At 62.8% G+C, this 15,189-nt stretch carries 16 protein-coding genes; 7 read left to right on the forward strand and 9 right to left on the reverse strand.

Going from position 1 to position 15,189, the window contains the following annotated elements; translation table 11 throughout:
- Nucleotides 1-71: 71 nt before the first annotated feature.
- From ribA to RVY79_RS04630, 5 genes are all read left to right on the forward strand, one after another.
- Nucleotides 72-701, forward strand: coding sequence for a GTP cyclohydrolase II (gene ribA, locus RVY79_RS04610; RefSeq protein ID WP_246973421.1), 630 nt, complete (start codon nucleotides 72-74; stop codon nucleotides 699-701).
- Nucleotides 702-777: 76 nt separating this feature from the next.
- A complete protein-coding gene (gene trhA, locus RVY79_RS04615; RefSeq protein WP_317462853.1) occupies nucleotides 778-1,461 on the forward strand; it encodes a PAQR family membrane homeostasis protein TrhA in 684 nt (227 codons plus the stop codon).
- 33 nt (nucleotides 1,462-1,494) lie between these two features.
- Nucleotides 1,495-3,345 (forward strand): ABC transporter ATP-binding protein, encoded by a 1,851-nt coding sequence (locus RVY79_RS04620; protein ID WP_317462854.1) that lies wholly within the window; start codon nucleotides 1,495-1,497, stop codon nucleotides 3,343-3,345.
- 273 nt (nucleotides 3,346-3,618) lie between these two features.
- Entirely contained in the window at nucleotides 3,619-4,881 is a 1,263-nt protein-coding gene (locus RVY79_RS04625) for a NupC/NupG family nucleoside CNT transporter (protein WP_317462855.1), read from the forward strand.
- A gap of 110 nt (nucleotides 4,882-4,991) precedes the next feature.
- Nucleotides 4,992-5,846: an outer membrane protein OmpK gene (locus tag RVY79_RS04630; protein WP_317462856.1), complete on the forward strand. Its 855-nt coding sequence runs from the start codon at nucleotides 4,992-4,994 to the stop codon at nucleotides 5,844-5,846.
- A gap of 125 nt (nucleotides 5,847-5,971) precedes the next feature.
- Here the strand turns inward: RVY79_RS04630 and RVY79_RS04635 are convergent, their stop codons facing one another.
- From RVY79_RS04635 to RVY79_RS04645, 3 genes are all read right to left on the reverse strand, one after another.
- On the reverse strand, nucleotides 5,972-6,292 hold the full coding sequence (locus RVY79_RS04635) for a hypothetical protein (protein ID WP_317462857.1): 321 nt from the start codon (nucleotides 6,290-6,292) through the stop codon (nucleotides 5,972-5,974).
- Nucleotides 6,293-6,432: 140 nt separating this feature from the next.
- Nucleotides 6,433-6,753, reverse strand: coding sequence for a multidrug efflux SMR transporter (locus RVY79_RS04640; protein WP_317462858.1), 321 nt, complete (start codon nucleotides 6,751-6,753; stop codon nucleotides 6,433-6,435).
- Nucleotides 6,750-7,127 (reverse strand): DMT family transporter, encoded by a 378-nt coding sequence (locus RVY79_RS04645; protein WP_317462859.1) that lies wholly within the window; start codon nucleotides 7,125-7,127, stop codon nucleotides 6,750-6,752. Before RVY79_RS04645 ends, RVY79_RS04640 begins: the two co-directional genes overlap by 4 nt.
- 132 nt (nucleotides 7,128-7,259) lie before the next feature.
- On the opposite strand from RVY79_RS04645, the gene RVY79_RS04650 reads away from it, so the two are divergent.
- Complete coding sequence (locus RVY79_RS04650; protein WP_317462860.1) at nucleotides 7,260-7,871, forward strand: TetR/AcrR family transcriptional regulator; 612 nt, start codon at nucleotides 7,260-7,262, stop codon at nucleotides 7,869-7,871.
- Nucleotides 7,872-7,880: 9 nt separating this feature from the next.
- On the opposite strand, the gene RVY79_RS04655 is transcribed toward RVY79_RS04650, so the two are convergent.
- The 6 genes from RVY79_RS04655 to RVY79_RS04680 form a co-directional block, all read right to left on the reverse strand.
- Nucleotides 7,881-8,846: an alpha/beta fold hydrolase gene (locus RVY79_RS04655; protein WP_317462861.1), complete on the reverse strand. Its 966-nt coding sequence runs from the start codon at nucleotides 8,844-8,846 to the stop codon at nucleotides 7,881-7,883.
- A 31-nt stretch (nucleotides 8,847-8,877) separates the two neighbouring features.
- Complete coding sequence (locus RVY79_RS04660) at nucleotides 8,878-9,480, reverse strand: class I SAM-dependent methyltransferase (RefSeq protein ID WP_317462862.1); 603 nt, start codon at nucleotides 9,478-9,480, stop codon at nucleotides 8,878-8,880.
- Between the two features lie 121 nt (nucleotides 9,481-9,601).
- On the reverse strand, nucleotides 9,602-10,375 hold the full coding sequence (gene djlA, locus RVY79_RS04665) for a co-chaperone DjlA (RefSeq protein ID WP_317462863.1): 774 nt from the start codon (nucleotides 10,373-10,375) through the stop codon (nucleotides 9,602-9,604).
- A 25-nt stretch (nucleotides 10,376-10,400) separates the two neighbouring features.
- Nucleotides 10,401-12,350, reverse strand: coding sequence for a 1-deoxy-D-xylulose-5-phosphate synthase (gene dxs / locus RVY79_RS04670; protein WP_317462865.1), 1,950 nt, complete (start codon nucleotides 12,348-12,350; stop codon nucleotides 10,401-10,403).
- A 19-nt stretch (nucleotides 12,351-12,369) separates the two neighbouring features.
- A complete protein-coding gene (ispA, locus tag RVY79_RS04675) occupies nucleotides 12,370-13,263 on the reverse strand; it encodes a (2E,6E)-farnesyl diphosphate synthase (protein ID WP_317462866.1) in 894 nt (297 codons plus the stop codon).
- Nucleotides 13,250-13,555, reverse strand: coding sequence for an exodeoxyribonuclease VII small subunit (locus RVY79_RS04680; RefSeq protein ID WP_317462868.1), 306 nt, complete (start codon nucleotides 13,553-13,555; stop codon nucleotides 13,250-13,252). The genes ispA and RVY79_RS04680 overlap by 14 nt, the downstream gene beginning before the upstream one ends.
- A gap of 314 nt (nucleotides 13,556-13,869) precedes the next feature.
- On the opposite strand from RVY79_RS04680, the gene serA reads away from it, so the two are divergent.
- Complete coding sequence (gene serA / locus RVY79_RS04685) at nucleotides 13,870-15,120, forward strand: phosphoglycerate dehydrogenase (protein ID WP_317462869.1); 1,251 nt, start codon at nucleotides 13,870-13,872, stop codon at nucleotides 15,118-15,120.
- The last annotated feature ends 69 nt before the right edge of the window (nucleotides 15,121-15,189 follow it).

Raw genomic sequence — 15,189 nt, forward strand, 5'->3', positions numbered from 1 at the left:
TACGGCCTGCTAGAATGCTCGCCCCGACGCTTTCGCTTTCCGCACCGTGCTGTGCACCACTGAGGTTCATCGTGACGATTCGCTTCATCGCCGCCTCTCAATTACCCACACCGTGGGCAACCTTTACCATGCATGGTTTCGAGGACGAGGCCACTGGCAAGGAACACATTGCCTTGACGCTGGGTGATGTCTCGACGTCCGAGCCCGTGCTAGGGCGCGTGCACTCGGAGTGCCTGACCGGAGACGCCCTGTTCTCGATGCGCTGCGACTGCGGCTACCAATTGCAGGAAGCGCTCAAACGCATCGCCGATGAAGGGCGCGGCGTGCTGCTCTATATGCGTCAGGAAGGCCGTGGCATCGGCCTGCTCAACAAGATCCGCGCCTATCATCTGCAGGATCAGGGCTTCGACACCGTGGAAGCCAACGAGCATCTTGGTTTCGGCGCCGACATGCGCCGTTACGATCTCTGCGTGCCCATGCTCGACCACCTGGGCGTGCAAGCGCTCAAGTTGATGACCAACAATCCGCGCAAGGTCGACGCCTTGACGCGCGATGGCGTGCGCGTCGCCGAGCGCCTGGCGATCACCGCAGGGCGCAACCCCCACAACGAGCAGTATCTGGCCACCAAGGTCGGCAAGCTCGGGCACATGATGGCACTGGACGACTTTTCCCCCACCCGCAAGGGCGATCGGGAACGCTGACGCTGCCCTTTGACGAACTATACTGATGCGCATGTTGTCTTGATGTCAGCCCGTCGCTATCACGCAGGAGTTCGCCATGTCACATGAGTCCCCACCCGTCTCGCCCGACCAAGACGCTCCTTTTTCCGGCCTCGAAGAAGCACTGCATAGCATCAGCCATGGAATCGGCGCCGTGCTGAGCCTCGTCGGCGTGGTGGCGCTCATCGTTGCAGCCAGCCTGGCGGCCGAGGTCGATCCGTGGAAGATCGCCAGCATCAGCCTCTATGGCGTCTGTCTGTTGTTGCTGTATACGGCCTCGACGCTCTACCACGGCCTACGCAGCGCGCGCCTCAAGCGCCTTTTCCAGGTCTTCGACCACTGCGCGATCTATCTGCTGATCGCCGGCACCTATACGCCGTTCTTGCTGGTCAACCTGCGCGGCCCCTTGGGGTGGACACTGTTCGCGGCGATCTGGAGCCTGGCGCTGGGCGGCATCGCACTCAAGATCGTCTGGCCGCATCGCTTTGGCATGCTGCGCGTGGGCGTCTACCTGTTGATGGGTTGGATGATCGTGCTGGCTGCCGGTGAACTCGACGCCCGCCTCAACACCCCCGGCCTCGCCCTGCTGGTTGCAGGCGGTATCATCTACACGTTGGGAGTGGTGTTCTACGCGATTCCCGCGATCCCGTACCATCACGCCATCTGGCACCTGTTCGTCTTGGGTGGCAGCGTGTGCCACTACTTCGCCGTCTACACCGCCGTGCTGCCGTTTCAGGCGTAAAGCACGGCGGCGTCGCCCTGCCAGGAAATTCGCATGTTCCACTGGTTCGAAAAGCGTCTCGCTCCGTTTCCGCCTCAAGAGCCACAGCGCCCGCCGGACACGCTGGTCGCCTTCTGCCTGCACTACACGCGTGGCGCCTGGCCGTATCTGCTGGTCGCCACGATACTGATGGCACTGATCGCCGGCATCGAGGTGTGGATGTTCGGCTTTCTCGGCAACATCGTCGACTGGCTGGCGGCCCAGGACCGCGAGACCTTTCTCGCCGAGCAGGGGTGGAAGCTGGCCGGCATGGCGCTGATCGTGCTGGTCTTGTTACCTGGCCTGGTGGGGCTGCATTCACTGTTTCAGCAGCAGACCCTCATGGGCAACTTTCCCATGCGCATCCGCTGGCAGGCGCACCGCTATCTGCTGCAACAATCGATGGCCTTCTACCAGGACGAGTTCGCGGGGCGTATCGCCACCAAGGTGATGCAAACCTCGCTGGCCGTGCGCGAGTGCATCATCAAGCTGTTCGAGGTACTCAACTACGTCAGCGTCTACTTCCTGGGTACGCTGATCCTGGTGGGCAACGCCGACTGGCGCCTGGCAATGCCGCTGGTGGCCTGGCTTGCCGGCTATCTCGTACTGCTGCGCATTTTCGTGCCCATCATGGGCCGCGTGTCGAAATCCCAGGCCGACGCCCGTTCGCGCATGACCGGGCGCATCGTCGACAGCTACAGCAACATCCAGACGGTGAAGCTGTTCTCCCACGCCCAGCGGGAGGCGGCGTTCGCCAAGGACGGCATGGAAGGGTTCCTGGTCACCGTGCATCGCCAGATGCGCCTGGTCACGGGGCTCTACGGTCTGCTCTATCTGCTCAATGCGCTGTTGCTGTTCGGCATCGGCTGGCTGTCGATCCACCTGTGGTTGGTGGAAGCGGTGAGCGTCGGTGCGGTGGCCGTGGCGCTGGGGCTGGTGATGCGCCTATGGGGCATGTCGCAGTGGATCATGTGGGAAGTCTCGGCGCTGTTCGAGAATATCGGCACGGTCCAGGACGGCATGGCGACGCTCTCGCTGCCGCGCCACATCGAGGACCGGCAAGACGCCCCGCCGCTGCGCGTCGACCGGGGTGAAATCGCCTTCGACCGGATCCGTTTCCACTACGGCAAGGGCAGCGGCGTCATCGACGAGTTGTCGCTTGCCATTCAATCGGGGGAAAAGATTGGCCTGATCGGTCCCTCCGGCGCCGGCAAGTCGACACTGGTCAATCTGTTGTTGCGTTTCTTCGAGCTGGAAGGCGGCGCGATCCGTATCGATGGTCAGAACATCGCCGAGGTGAGCCAAGAGAGCCTGCGTGCGCAGATCGGCATGGTCACCCAGGACACCTCGCTGCTGCACCGCTCGGTACGCGACAACCTGCTTTACGGACGCCCGGATGCCACCGACGAGATGGCCTGGCAAGCGGCCCGCGGGGCCCATGTCGCGGACTTCATCGAGTCACTGCACGACATTCAGGGCCGCAGCGGCTTCGACGCGCATGTCGGCGAGCGTGGCGTGAAACTCTCCGGCGGACAGCGCCAACGCCTCGCCATCGCTCGGGTGATGCTCAAGGATGCACCGATCCTGATCCTCGATGAAGCCACCTCGGCGCTGGACTCCGACGTCGAAGCCGCGATTCAAGAAAACCTCGACCAACTGATGCAGGGCAAGACAGTGATCGCCATCGCCCACCGCCTCTCCACCATCGCCGCCATGGATCGCCTGGTGGTCATGGAGGGTGGACGCATCGTCGAGCAGGGCAGCCATGCCGAACTGATCGCCCGCGACGGGCTCTACGCGCGCCTTTGGCGGCGCCAGTCCGGCGGCTTTCTGGAAAGCGAAATGGCGATACCCGAGGCACCCTGAGCCTTCATTTGCCTCTCGACACCGATGCCGTGCCCCCGATGGCCACCATGCCATTTAGTGATCGATCGCGAACATTTACTTGTTGGGACAAGTACATGGCAAATGATTTCTGCATTTTGAGTCACAACCTCATGGTGAAGAGTTGACATCACCTAGCGTGTGTTACTTTAATAGCACGACACTGTGACTCTAATAACAAAACGACAAGCCACATGCTGGCGTATGCCGTTCCCTGTATAACAATCCACAATCGAATGTCATCAGGATGCTGATATGACCGCTATCATGAGCCTGGTAGGAATGGCGACGCTGATCCTTATCGCCGTGCTGTTCTCCTCCAATCGCAAGTCGATTCGCCTACGCACGGTCGGCGGCGCCTTCGCCATCCAAGCCTCCATCGGTGCCTTCGTTCTTTACACCCCTTTCGGCCAAGCCGTCCTCGAGACGATCTCGGAAGCTGTCAGCCAGGTCATCGTCTATGCCAACGATGGCATCGACTTCCTCTTCGGCGGCCTCGCCAATCCCGACAAAGTAGGGTTTGTCTTCGCTTTCAAGGTATTGCCGGTCATTATCTTCTTCTCGTCATTGATTGCCGTGCTCTATCACCTCAAGGTCATGCAATGGGTTATCCGCCTGCTGGGTGGCGCACTCCAGCGCGTGCTGGGCACCTCACGCAGCGAGTCCATGTCGGCCACGGCGAACATCTTCGTGGGCCAGACCGAAGCGCCGCTGGTCGTACGCCCCTTCATCGCTTCCATGACGCGCTCAGAGCTATTTGCGGTCATGTGCGGTGGGTTGGCCTCGGTGGCAGGCTCGGTCCTTGCGGGGTACGCCAGCCTGGGTATCCCGATGGAATACCTGATCGCGGCCTCCTTCATGGCGGCGCCGGGTGGACTGCTCTTCGCCAAGCTGTTGATGCCGGAAACCGAAACGCCCGATGACAGTATTTCGCACGCCGAGGAAAAGATCGAAGCGGACGACAAACCCGCCAACGTGCTCGATGCCGCCGCCACCGGGGCCACCTCGGGCATGATGCTGGCGGCCAACGTCGGCGCCATGCTGCTGGCATTCATCGGCTTGATCGCACTGCTCAACGGCATCCTCGGCGGCGTCGGCGGATGGTTCGGCATGGCGTCGCTGAGCCTGGAAATGATCCTCGGCTGGCTCTTCGCACCGCTGGCCTTTCTGCTGGGCATCCCCTGGAGCGAGGCCACGCTGGCCGGCTCATTCATCGGCCAGAAGATCGTCGTCAACGAGTTCGTCGCCTTCATCAACCTGGCGCCGTACATCTCCGGCGAGACTGTCGTCGCCGCCACCGGCGAAGTCATGTCCAAACACACCGCTGCCGTCTTGTCCTTCGCGCTATGCGGTTTCGCCAACCTCTCCTCGATCGCCATTCTGCTCGGCGGGCTCGGCCTCATGGCGCCCAATCGCCGTCAGGAAATCGCCCGTTACGGCCTCAAGGCCGTACTCGCAGGGACACTTTCCAACCTGATGTCGGCCACCATTGCAGGGTTTTTCATTAGCTTGGCATAACGCCGCCGACACTCGACCAGGGGTCGGCGGGAATCGCGCTCCGGGTAAATCTCTGCGCCTGGGGTGTATTTCGACTGCAACATAAAAAACGTAAAGATGGGAAAATGACCATGAACAAGATCACAACAAGCAAGTGGGCTGGGGCCACGTTCTTGGCCACCATGGTCTGCAGTAGTCCTGCCCTGGCGGCGGATTACTCGGGCGGCATTCACGAAGACGACAACCTCTGGTTGACCTTCAATCTGATGCATAGCGAGGACAATCGTCTACCGTTCCGCAATGCTCAGGATACCTACGTGGAAATGGAGTTCGGCGGCCGCTCGGGCATCGTCGACCTCTACGGCTATGTCGACATGTTCGATGCCCTTGACAGTGGTAACTCCGACCAGCATGGCGGGGACAACGTGTTCATCAAGCTCGCGCCGCGCTTCTCGCTGGATGCCATGACTGGCCGAGATCTCTCGGTGGGCCCGGTCAAGGAATGGTACATCGCCACCGTCACGACGATCGGCGACAACGGCCCGGCCGGCGGTCTATGGGAGCATTACGTCGGGCTGGGCTCGGACGTGGAAGTGCCCTGGTTTGGCGAGATCGGCCTCAATCTCACCGCACGCTACGTGCGCGAGAACTATGGCGGCCCGGATGAGAGCTCGTGGGATGGCTTCATGGCCTCCACCAACTGGTTCAAGCCGTTCTACACCTTCTCCAACGGCGGCTATCTTTCCTACCAGGGGTATATCGATTATAAATTCGGTGCCAATACCGTCGCCGAAGAGGCGGGACGCAGCAACAACAGCCTAGAGTGGTTCAACGGCCTTTACTACCACACCAACCGCTTTGCCATCGGCTACGGCCTGAAGATCTACAACAACATGGCCTTCTACCGCGACGATACCGATGCCTCCGGCGTGCAACAGGACACGTCAGGCCCCGGCCATTACTTCAGCATCAACTACAAGTTCTGACCCGCTTGCGTGTCCGCCGTCCCGGCGGACACGTTCCCCCTGCCGGCACCACCCCAGCGCGCCGAGTGTTCGGCGATTCCTGCAATGACCTGACGCCTGCATCTCAGCGTGACGGCACCGCACGTTTACCAGCCGGCGGGCGCCCCAAGATGGCGATTGTTGTCGGAAAGGATCTCCAGCCAACTGCGTTCATCATCGGCTTGGTCGGCATTGGCAACAGTGTCGTCGGCATTGATGCCGCGCTGGCTGTCGACCATGGCAACGCTCATGCCGGAATAGCGGAAGGCATCGTTGTCGAAGGCAGTCGCTGTCGGTGCATTCGATTGAGATGCCATGTGCAGCGACTCGTGATTGACGGCGGCGGCTTGTTGGGAAGCATCGCTAGCCTGTGCGGCGAGTGGCAAGGCAGCAAACAGTAGTGCAGTGGCGGCTAATGAGCGTGTCATAGGGCATATCTCCTGACGCGTGAACGAATACGAGACATTCTATTAGCTCGCTAAACGTTATTCAACTAAAGTCATGCACACGCTTTCATAGCGCTTCACCACCGACCAGGTAGAGACAGGCTCCAAGCCTGCTGAATTTGTCAGTTCAATAGCTTGAGTCCCAGCACGCCGATCACGATCAACGCGGTAAAGCCGATCCGCAGCGGATGACGCGACTCGCCCCAGAACAGCATGCCCAACAGGGTGCCGCATACGGTGCCGATGCCCGTGAACACGGCATAGGCAACGCCCAAGTCGATGCCGCGCATGGCCAGCGCCAGAAAGCCAAGCGCCGTGCCGAATCCCAGCGCCATCAGCACACCGCCGGCCAACGCGCGCCCCTGGCTGACGCGGGCGAAACCCACCACGCCAAGCACCTCGAAGACACCTGCCCCAAGTAACGCCAACCAATGCCAGGTCATGAGGACACTCCTCCGCGCTGCCGATCAGCGTCGTGAGAGGTCCGAATGGCCGTGGGCTCGCCGGCAAACTGCTGCAAACCGATGACGCCGATCAGGATCAACCCGATACACGCCAGCGATGGCCACGAGAAATGCGTGCCGAACAGCCAGGCATCGGCCGCCACCGTGCCCGCCGCACCGAGCCCCACGAAGACCGTGTACACAGTGCTCGCCGGCAAGAAGCGCACGGCGCGCACCGCCAGCAGCAAGCTCAACGTCGCCATGACCAATGTCGCCACCCAGTCGCCGAGGCCATCGGCGAGTTTCAAGCCGGTCGCCCAACCGACCTCGGCCACCGCCGCCAGCGGTAGAATCAGCCAACGCATCGCCATCATGCCCTCCTCGTTCACCTGCGCCGCGCGCTTTTCGTAAGAGTGCTCATCACGCCAGGAGCGCCCACACTAACTAACGGTCGTTAGTATAGAGTTGGCAACACGACTTGGCAATCATGCACGCAAGCCGCGATCATGAGCAGATTCACGCAGGCCCAGGGACGTTCAGTGCATACCCGCGACAAACTCAAACACACCGGTCTCGCCCTTTTCGCTCAGCATGGCTACGAAGGCACCTCGCTTGCGCAAATAGCTGCCGAGATCGGCATCAAGAAGCCGTCGATCTACAATCATTTTCCCAACAAGGCGGCGTTGTTCCTGGCGATCTTCGAAGAGGTCGAAAGCGGCATCGTCACGCTCATCGACGACAGCCTGACACGTTCCCACGACTTGCCCACGCGAGAGCGCCTCGAGCGGCTCATCCGCGCATGCGCCACCTTCATACGCCGCGAGCATCAAGGCGTGTTCTACAAGCGCTATCTGCTTTTTCCACCCACAGACGTGGCCACCCAGGTCGCCGCCATTTCGAATGACAACGAGCGGCGCATCAACGCCCATCTGCACACACTCTTCGAGGAGGGCCGCCACGCTGGCGAGCTGCGCGCGCTGCCTGAGGCACAGTTCACCGCCGCCTTCTACTGCCTGATGGATGGTCTGTTCGCCGAGAATTTCTACTACGACGCCGATACGTTCGAACGGCGCCTGGAGGGGGCCTGGGCCGTCTTTTGGGCGGGGCTGGAAACCTGAGCGGCTGGGTCAGGAGATCAAGGAAGAAGGCCAGGTCCGCGCCGCCATGTGACGAATGAAGGCCGCCGTGGCCTCCGGCCGCGTGATGGGCAGCATGTGCCCCGCCTCGGGCTCCACATGCACGAGCATATCGGGACGCGGGCGCTGCAACGTCTCGATATGCAACGCCGGCTCGAGAATCCGGTCATCCGCACCGAACATGACGCCCAGCGGCACTCCCAGCGCCGTATAGCGAGATACCTGCCGGGGCAATTCATGCTCAAGCATGGCCATGTCGGTGGAGGCCGCATGGAAGGCTTGGGGACGCAATGCCAGAAGCCCGCCACCACGAGTGGCGTAATCCGCAGGCACCGCCTCCGGGGCAAATACCTGCGCCAACGCCTGCCGCGAGGTCACACGCGTCAGGGGAATGGCGAGCGTCTCGGCCATCCAGCGCCGCCGGCGTGGCGAGCGAATCGCCAGCAGACGCATCGCCGGCGGCACATCGGATACCTGTGCCACCAAAGGCGCGAGCAATGCCAGCCCCGCGACCTCATCGGGATATTCAAGCGCCAGCGTCAAGGCCACCGCGCCGCCCATCGAGTGCCCCACCACGAGCGGACGCTCGACGCCCAAGGCCCGCCACGCCTCGTGCAGGGCCTGCGCCTGGCAAGGCAAGCGAGCATGCCGATCATCGGTGGGAGCAGAATATCCCGACCCCGGCCGGTCGATGGCAATGACGCGGAAATCATTGCCCAGTGCCTCGGTCAAGGCATAGGTAAAGTGCTGCAGCTGGCCGCCCAGGCCATGAATCATGACCAGCGCCGGCCCCTGGCCGACATCGACGTAATGCAGGCGCCCGGCGGAGGTGTCGATGAAGCTACCACGCGGCGGTAACTGCGCTTCGGCCTGACGGGCCAGGTCGCGCGTCATGCGTCGCAGCCCCCAAAGGCACGCCGCGCCAAACAGCACACAGAGGAACATGAACCAGATCATGATCAACATCATGGCCACACGATGACGCAGTTCACGGTCTCGCCTCCGCCTTCCGAAAAGCCTGGTAGCAGTGTTGATTGCGCTCCAGCGCGATCAGGCTGTGCTGATCGAGACCTGGAATCGCACGCGGATGCAGGTCATCGAGCGCGGTCACGGCATCCGGCGGCACGGCGTTATAAGGCGGAATATCGTTCCAGCCCAGCAGGAGTTGTCCGCCGGGCCGTAGGCAGGCCACTGTCGAGGCAAAGGCGGTGTCGATATCGCCGGGGGAGTCCAGCCCCCAACCCAGTACACCGTTACAGACCACGGCATCCAGGCTTTCGGGCGGTAAATGCGCTGCCAACGCGACCATGTCAGCCACGATATGGCGCTCAGCGCCGAAAGGCGACTTGGCCGGGTCGACGTCCAGAGTGGTCACGCGACTTGTGGGGAAGAGCTCGGGATAATTACGCGTGTACCAAGCACAGCCGACGAGCAACACATGGCCGCCGCCGACTTCCGTGGCCAGTGCCGGGAGAATCACTTTCTCCAGCAACTGGCGATCACCATAGCGATAGCCCACGCGCCATCCCAGGGTGTCGAGTACGCCCAGCACACGTGCCATGGCGCGATACGCTTGCAGTCTCGCGGGCATCCGCGTCTCCCGGTGTCGCGCCACGTGGGGCGCTAGCGCCTTTAGCGTTGCCGACGCACAGGGCAGCTGTCAACGCGGCCGAGGCGAAGGAGCTGCCCAGTCACCTGCGTTTGTACAAAATCTAGGCACTCGCCTCGCGGGACTTCTTGATCAGGTCGTAGGCGTTGGAGATTTCTTGGGTACGCGTTTCGGCCATTTCGCGCATGCTTTCGGGCAGGCCTTTACCCGCCAGCTTGTCGGGGTGGTTCTGGCTCATCAGGCGACGGTAGGCTCGCTTGAGCTCGGCATCGCTGGCATCTGCTTCGACGCCCAGGACCCGGTAGGCATCGGTTAACGCCTGCTGCGATGGCGCACCATTCGCCTGCTGTTGACCGCCACGCAGCATGGCCTCGATCTGTTCGATTTCGGCCTCACTGCAGCCCAGACCGCGCGCCACGCGCAGCAGCATGTCATGCTCGTCGGGATGCAACTCGCCGTCAGCGGCGATCGCAGAAAGCTGGACTTGCAGGAATACCTGTAACAGCGCACGTTGCCCGCCGGTCACTCGCCGCACCGTGGCCAACTCGGCGTCGAGGTCGAAGTCATCGGCCTTGCCACGCTCGAAAGCCGCCTTGGCGCGCTCACGCTGCGCCTCGTTCAAGCGTAAACGCTCAAAAAGCGCCTCGACGACACGCAGCTCGTCGCCGCTGACATGGCCGTCCGCCTTGCAGACGCACCCCATGACCGCGAACGTCGAGTCGAGGAACTGCCCCTGCATTTGCGATAGCTTGGAGACGACCACACGGCGTATCAGACGCCGCGCGACCCAATACCCCAACATGGCACCGATAATCAGTCCCGGCAATTTACCGAACATGAAGCCGAGCCCGGCCCCAATCAAAATGGCGATCAGCATGAGCTTTCCGTCTTGTCGCTAAATGTTAGTCATCGCGCTGCGCCGCGTCCCAGCGCCGGCGTACCGCGGCCTCGATGCCCTCGGCGTCGAGGCCGCACGCCGTCAGCAATTCGGCGGGCTTGCCGTGCTCGACGAAGGCATCCGGCAAGCCGAGATTGAGTACCTCGACCTGGACACCCTCAACAGCCAGGAGTTCATTGACGCCGCTCCCCGCGCCGCCGGCGACGACGTTCTCTTCGAGCGTCACCAGCAGCCGGTGCTGGTTCGCCGCCGCGAGTATCGCGTCACGATCCAGCGGTTTCACGCTGCGCATGTTGAGGTGCGTAGCGTCGAGACGCTCGGCGACCTCGGCGGCGGGGCCATTCATGCTGCCGAACGCCAGCAACGCCACGCCGCCATCGCGACCGCTGCGCCGGGTCTCGGCCTCGCCGATGGGCAGCACCTCGAGGCCGGGCGCGAGTGTCGTCCCCGGCCCGGTGCCGCGCGGATACCGCACCGCCGCCGGCCCTTCGTGATGATAGGCGGCACTCAGCATGGCGCGGCACTCGGCTTCATCGGCAGGCGCCAGCACTACCATGCCCGGGATGCAGCGTAGGTAGGCGAGATCCAGCGCCCCATGGTGCGTAGGACCGTCTTCGCCGACCACGCCCGCGCGGTCGATGGCGAAGGTGACATCGAGCGCCTGCACCGACACGTCATGGATCAACTGATCATAGCCACGCTGCAGGAAGGTCGAATAGATCGCCACCACGGGCTTCATGCCCTCGCACGCCATGCCCGCCGCCAGCGTCACCGCGTGCTGCTCGGCGATCGCCACGTCGTAGTAACGCTCGGGATACTCGCGCGAGAAGCGAATCAGGTCGGAGCCTTCGCGCATCGCCGGCGTGATACCGATCAAGCGCGCATCCTCCGCAGCCATGTCGCAGAGCCACTCGCCGAAGACATTACAATACTTGCGTGGTTTAGGTTTGGCTTCAGGCTCGGGCGTAGTCTCGTTGGGCGAGCGCGGCTCCACCTTGGGCGGCGGCTCGCTGGCGGTCTTCTCGAGCTTGGTGATGGCATGATAGCCGATGGGGTCAGCCTCGGCGGGGCGAAAACCACGTCCCTTGCAGGTCTTGATATGCAGGAATTGCGGCCCCTCGAGGTTCGCCATGCTGCCGAGCGTCTGCACCAGGGTCGGCAAGTCGTGGCCGTCGATGGGGCCGATGTAATTGAAGCCCATCTCCTCGAACAAGGTCGCCGGGCTGACCATGCCCTTGACGTGCTCTTCGGTGCGGCGCGCCAATTCCAGCGCGCCCGGTAGATGCGAAAGCACGCGTTTGCTGTTCTCGCGCATCACCGTATACGGCTTGCTGACCAGGATGCGTGCCAGATAACTGGCCATGCCACCGACGTTCTCGGAGATCGACATCTCGTTGTCGTTGAGAATCACCAGCATATTGGCATCGACATGCCCGGCATGCGCCAGCGCTTCGAACGACATGCCGGCGCTCAAGGCGCCGTCGCCGATCACCGCGCAGACACGGCGCTTCTCGCCTTTGGTGCGCGCCGCCAGGGCCATGCCCAGCGCCGCCGAAATCGAGGTGCTCGAGTGGCCGACACCGAAGGTGTCGTAGGGCGACTCATCGCGCTTGGGAAACGCCGCCAGCCCGCCGAACTGACGGATGGTCGACATCTGCTCGCGACGCCCAGTGAGAATCTTGTGCGGATAGGCCTGATGACCGACATCCCAGACCAGGCGGTCATGCGGTGTGTCGAGAATATGGTGCAAGGCGACGGTCAACTCGACCACGCCCAGCCCCGCGCCGAAGTGGCCGCCGGTACAGCCGACACTATAGAGCAGGTAGGCACGCAGCTCGTCGGCCAGTTCTCGCAACTGCGCCGCCTTGAAATCGTGTAACGCCGCCGGAGACTCGAGGGTGTCGAGCAACGGCGTGGCCGGACGTTCGGCAGGAATCTCGTCGAACAGCTTCATAAGCGTCTTCTACAACCGATCAGTGATCGCGGTCGATCATATGGCGGGCCAAGTCGGCCAGAGGAAAGGCTTGCTCGCCCAGGGGCGCCAGAGCGTCCAGCGCCTCGTCGAGCAGGCCGTGCGCCTTGGCACGGGCGCCTTCCAGGCCGAGCAAAGCCGGATAAGTGGGTTTGGAACGCGCCGCATCGGCGCCGGTGGCCTTGCCCAGGGTCGCGGCGTCGCCAGCGACATCGAGGATGTCATCCTGAATCTGGAACGCCAAGCCGATGGCCGCAGCGTAGGCATCCAGCGCCGCCACGCGGGGGTCGTCTTCGTCGACGATCGTCAGGGCGCCGAGCCGCACGGCGGCACGAATCAAGGCACCGGTCTTATAGCCGTGCATGGTGGCCAGAGCGTCGACGTCCAGGCGTCCGCCCACGGCGGAAAGATCCAGGGCTTGCCCAGCGGCCATGCCCTCTCGCCCCGAGGCATTGGCCAGCACGCGCACCATCGCCCCCAGACGCGGCGGGCGTGCCTCGGCAAGCACCTCGAAGGCCAGCGTTTGCAGTGCATCGCCGGTCAGGATGGCCATCGCCTCGTTATAGACACGATGCACGGTGGGACGTCCGCGACGCATATCGTCGTCGTCCATGGCAGGCAGGTCATCGTGGATCAACGAGTAAGCATGGATCAGCTCGATGGCGGCCGCGGGGGCATCCAGCGCAGTGGCCTCGGCACCCAGGGCGCGTCCGGCGGCATACACCAGCACCGGACGCAGGCGTTTACCGCCGCCTAGTACGCCATAGCGCATGGCAGCATCGAGCTCGCCAGCGACCGGCGTCGCGCGCTCGAAGACCTGCGCCAGCACTTGCTCGGTACGCGCCCGCGCCGTCGTGATGATATCGCGCTCGGCCAGGGATTCAACGCTCACCATCGGCCTCCCCGGTATCGAAGGGCGTCTCGTGGAAGCTGCCGTCGGGCTGCTCCAGCAATGCCTTGACGCGCAACTCGGCGTTTTCCAGGCGTTGCTGGGCGTCGCGGGTCAGGTGCACGCCACGCTCGAACGCCACCAAAGAGGCTTCCAGAGACAGCTCGCCCGACTCCAGTTGAGCCACCAGCGATTCCAGACGTGTCAGCGTGGCCGCGAAATCCTCCGGAGCGGCGTCCTGAACATCCGTTTCGTCGGGCTGGGCGACACCGCCAACCGATGCATCCTTTTCCACCATGGCGCTTCTCGCTCATCCGTGCGGACCGATGCCACGGCCCGGCTTGCCAAGAGTTGGCCCCACAGTATACACCCAAGCCCCGGGGATGCGTCTGCCCCGGCGTAGCCGCAAGCGTCGCCGGTGCAAACGCATTCATGCACAAGGTGCAGCGAATTCATCCTCAAACAGGCCGCCTGTGCTACGATATGGCCCCTGTCGCTGGGCGGTCTCCTCCCCTTTTTCTTGCCTCGGGGCCTCGGATCGCCCGCTTGGACAGGCCACCACCATACCGATAGATACACGTCGCATCAGTCGACGAAAGGGTTGAACCGACAATGGCCAAGACGTCTCTGGACAAGAGCAAGATCAAGATCCTGCTGCTCGAGGGCATTCACCAGTCCGCCGTGGACAACCTCCTGAATGCCGGTTACACCAACATCGAAACGCTCTCCACTTCCTTGTCCGAGGACGAGCTGGTCGAGAAGATCCGCGACGTTCACTTCATCGGCCTGCGCTCGCGCACGCAGCTCACCGAGCGCGTGTTCGCCGCCGCCGAGCGGCTCACCGCCGTGGGCTGCTTCTGCATCGGCACCAATCAGGTCGATCTCAACGCAGCGCTCGAACGCGGCATACCGGTCTTTAACGCACCGTATTCCAATACCCGCTCGGTGGCCGAGTTGGTCCTCGCCGAAGCCATCATGCTGCTGCGCGGCATCCCGGAGAAATCCACCCGCGCCCATCAGGGCGGCTGGTTGAAGTCGGCCAAGAACGCCCACGAGGCGCGCGGCAAGACGCTGGGCATCATCGGTTACGGCAGCATCGGCGCTCAGCTTTCGGTGCTCGCCGAATCACTGGGCTTCGATGTCCTCTATTACGACGTGATCACCAAGCTGGCGATGGGCAACGCGCGTCAGGTAGGGTCTCTCGAGGAGCTGCTGGCGCGAGCCGACGTCGTTAGCCTGCACGTGCCCGACGTGCCGTCCACGCGCTGGATGATCGGTCACGACCAGTTGGCGCTGATGAAGCAGAGCGCCATCTTCATCAACGCCTCGCGCGGCACCGTGGTGGACATCGAAGCGCTGGCCGAAGTGCTCGAGAGCGGCAAGCTGCTCGGCGCAGCCATCGACGTCTTCCCCGTCGAGCCCAAGGGCACCAACGAGGAATTCGTCTCGCCGTTGCGCGGCAAGGACAACGTCATCCTCACCCCGCACATCGGCGGCTCGACCTTGGAGGCCCAGGAGAACATCGGCATCGAGGTCTCCGAGAAGCTGATCACCTATTCCGACAACGGCACCACCATCACCTCGGTCAACTTCCCCGAGGTCGCGCTGCCCGCCCATCCGGACAAGCATCGCCTGTTGCACATTCATGAGAACGTGCCGGGCGTGATGTCCGAGATCAACAAGGTGCTCGGCGACGAAGGCATCAACATCTCGGCGCAGTACCTGCAGACCAACAGCGGCGTCGGCTATGTGGTCATCGACGTCGACAAGGCCTACGGCCCCAAGGCGCTGGAAGCGCTCAAGCGCGTCAATCATACGCTGCGCCTACGCGTACTCTACTCCGAGAGCAACTTCGAAGCTTGACGCCACGGCGCACTGATCGCTTCAACGCAACACGGCCCCTCATGCGAGGGGCTTTTGTAATTATACGCT

The sequence above is a fragment of the Chromohalobacter sp. HP20-39 genome (assembly GCF_033052815.1).
GTDB lineage: Bacteria > Pseudomonadota > Gammaproteobacteria > Pseudomonadales > Halomonadaceae > Chromohalobacter.

What these genes read in the sequence shown, in the direction of transcription:
- trhA (WP_317462853.1), top strand. Translation starts at nt 778, where the DNA reads ATGTCACATGAGTCCCCACCCGTCTCGCCCGACCAAGACGCTCCTTTT.
- RVY79_RS04620 (WP_317462854.1), top strand. Translation starts at nt 1,495, where the DNA reads ATGTTCCACTGGTTCGAAAAGCGTCTCGCTCCGTTTCCGCCTCAAGAG.
- RVY79_RS04625 (WP_317462855.1), top strand. Translation starts at nt 3,619, where the DNA reads ATGACCGCTATCATGAGCCTGGTAGGAATGGCGACGCTGATCCTTATC.
- RVY79_RS04630 (WP_317462856.1), top strand. Translation starts at nt 4,992, where the DNA reads ATGAACAAGATCACAACAAGCAAGTGGGCTGGGGCCACGTTCTTGGCC.
- RVY79_RS04635 (WP_317462857.1), bottom strand. Translation starts at nt 6,292, where the DNA reads ATGACACGCTCATTAGCCGCCACTGCACTACTGTTTGCTGCCTTGCCA.
- RVY79_RS04640 (WP_317462858.1), bottom strand. Translation starts at nt 6,753, where the DNA reads ATGACCTGGCATTGGTTGGCGTTACTTGGGGCAGGTGTCTTCGAGGTG.
- RVY79_RS04645 (WP_317462859.1), bottom strand. Translation starts at nt 7,127, where the DNA reads ATGATGGCGATGCGTTGGCTGATTCTACCGCTGGCGGCGGTGGCCGAG.
- RVY79_RS04650 (WP_317462860.1), top strand. Translation starts at nt 7,260, where the DNA reads ATGAGCAGATTCACGCAGGCCCAGGGACGTTCAGTGCATACCCGCGAC.
- RVY79_RS04655 (WP_317462861.1), bottom strand. Translation starts at nt 8,846, where the DNA reads ATGATCTGGTTCATGTTCCTCTGTGTGCTGTTTGGCGCGGCGTGCCTT.
- RVY79_RS04660 (WP_317462862.1), bottom strand. Translation starts at nt 9,480, where the DNA reads ATGCCCGCGAGACTGCAAGCGTATCGCGCCATGGCACGTGTGCTGGGC.
- djlA (WP_317462863.1), bottom strand. Translation starts at nt 10,375, where the DNA reads ATGCTGATCGCCATTTTGATTGGGGCCGGGCTCGGCTTCATGTTCGGT.
- dxs (WP_317462865.1), bottom strand. Translation starts at nt 12,350, where the DNA reads ATGAAGCTGTTCGACGAGATTCCTGCCGAACGTCCGGCCACGCCGTTG.
- ispA (WP_317462866.1), bottom strand. Translation starts at nt 13,263, where the DNA reads ATGGTGAGCGTTGAATCCCTGGCCGAGCGCGATATCATCACGACGGCG.
- RVY79_RS04680 (WP_317462868.1), bottom strand. Translation starts at nt 13,555, where the DNA reads ATGGTGGAAAAGGATGCATCGGTTGGCGGTGTCGCCCAGCCCGACGAA.
- serA (WP_317462869.1), top strand. Translation starts at nt 13,870, where the DNA reads ATGGCCAAGACGTCTCTGGACAAGAGCAAGATCAAGATCCTGCTGCTC.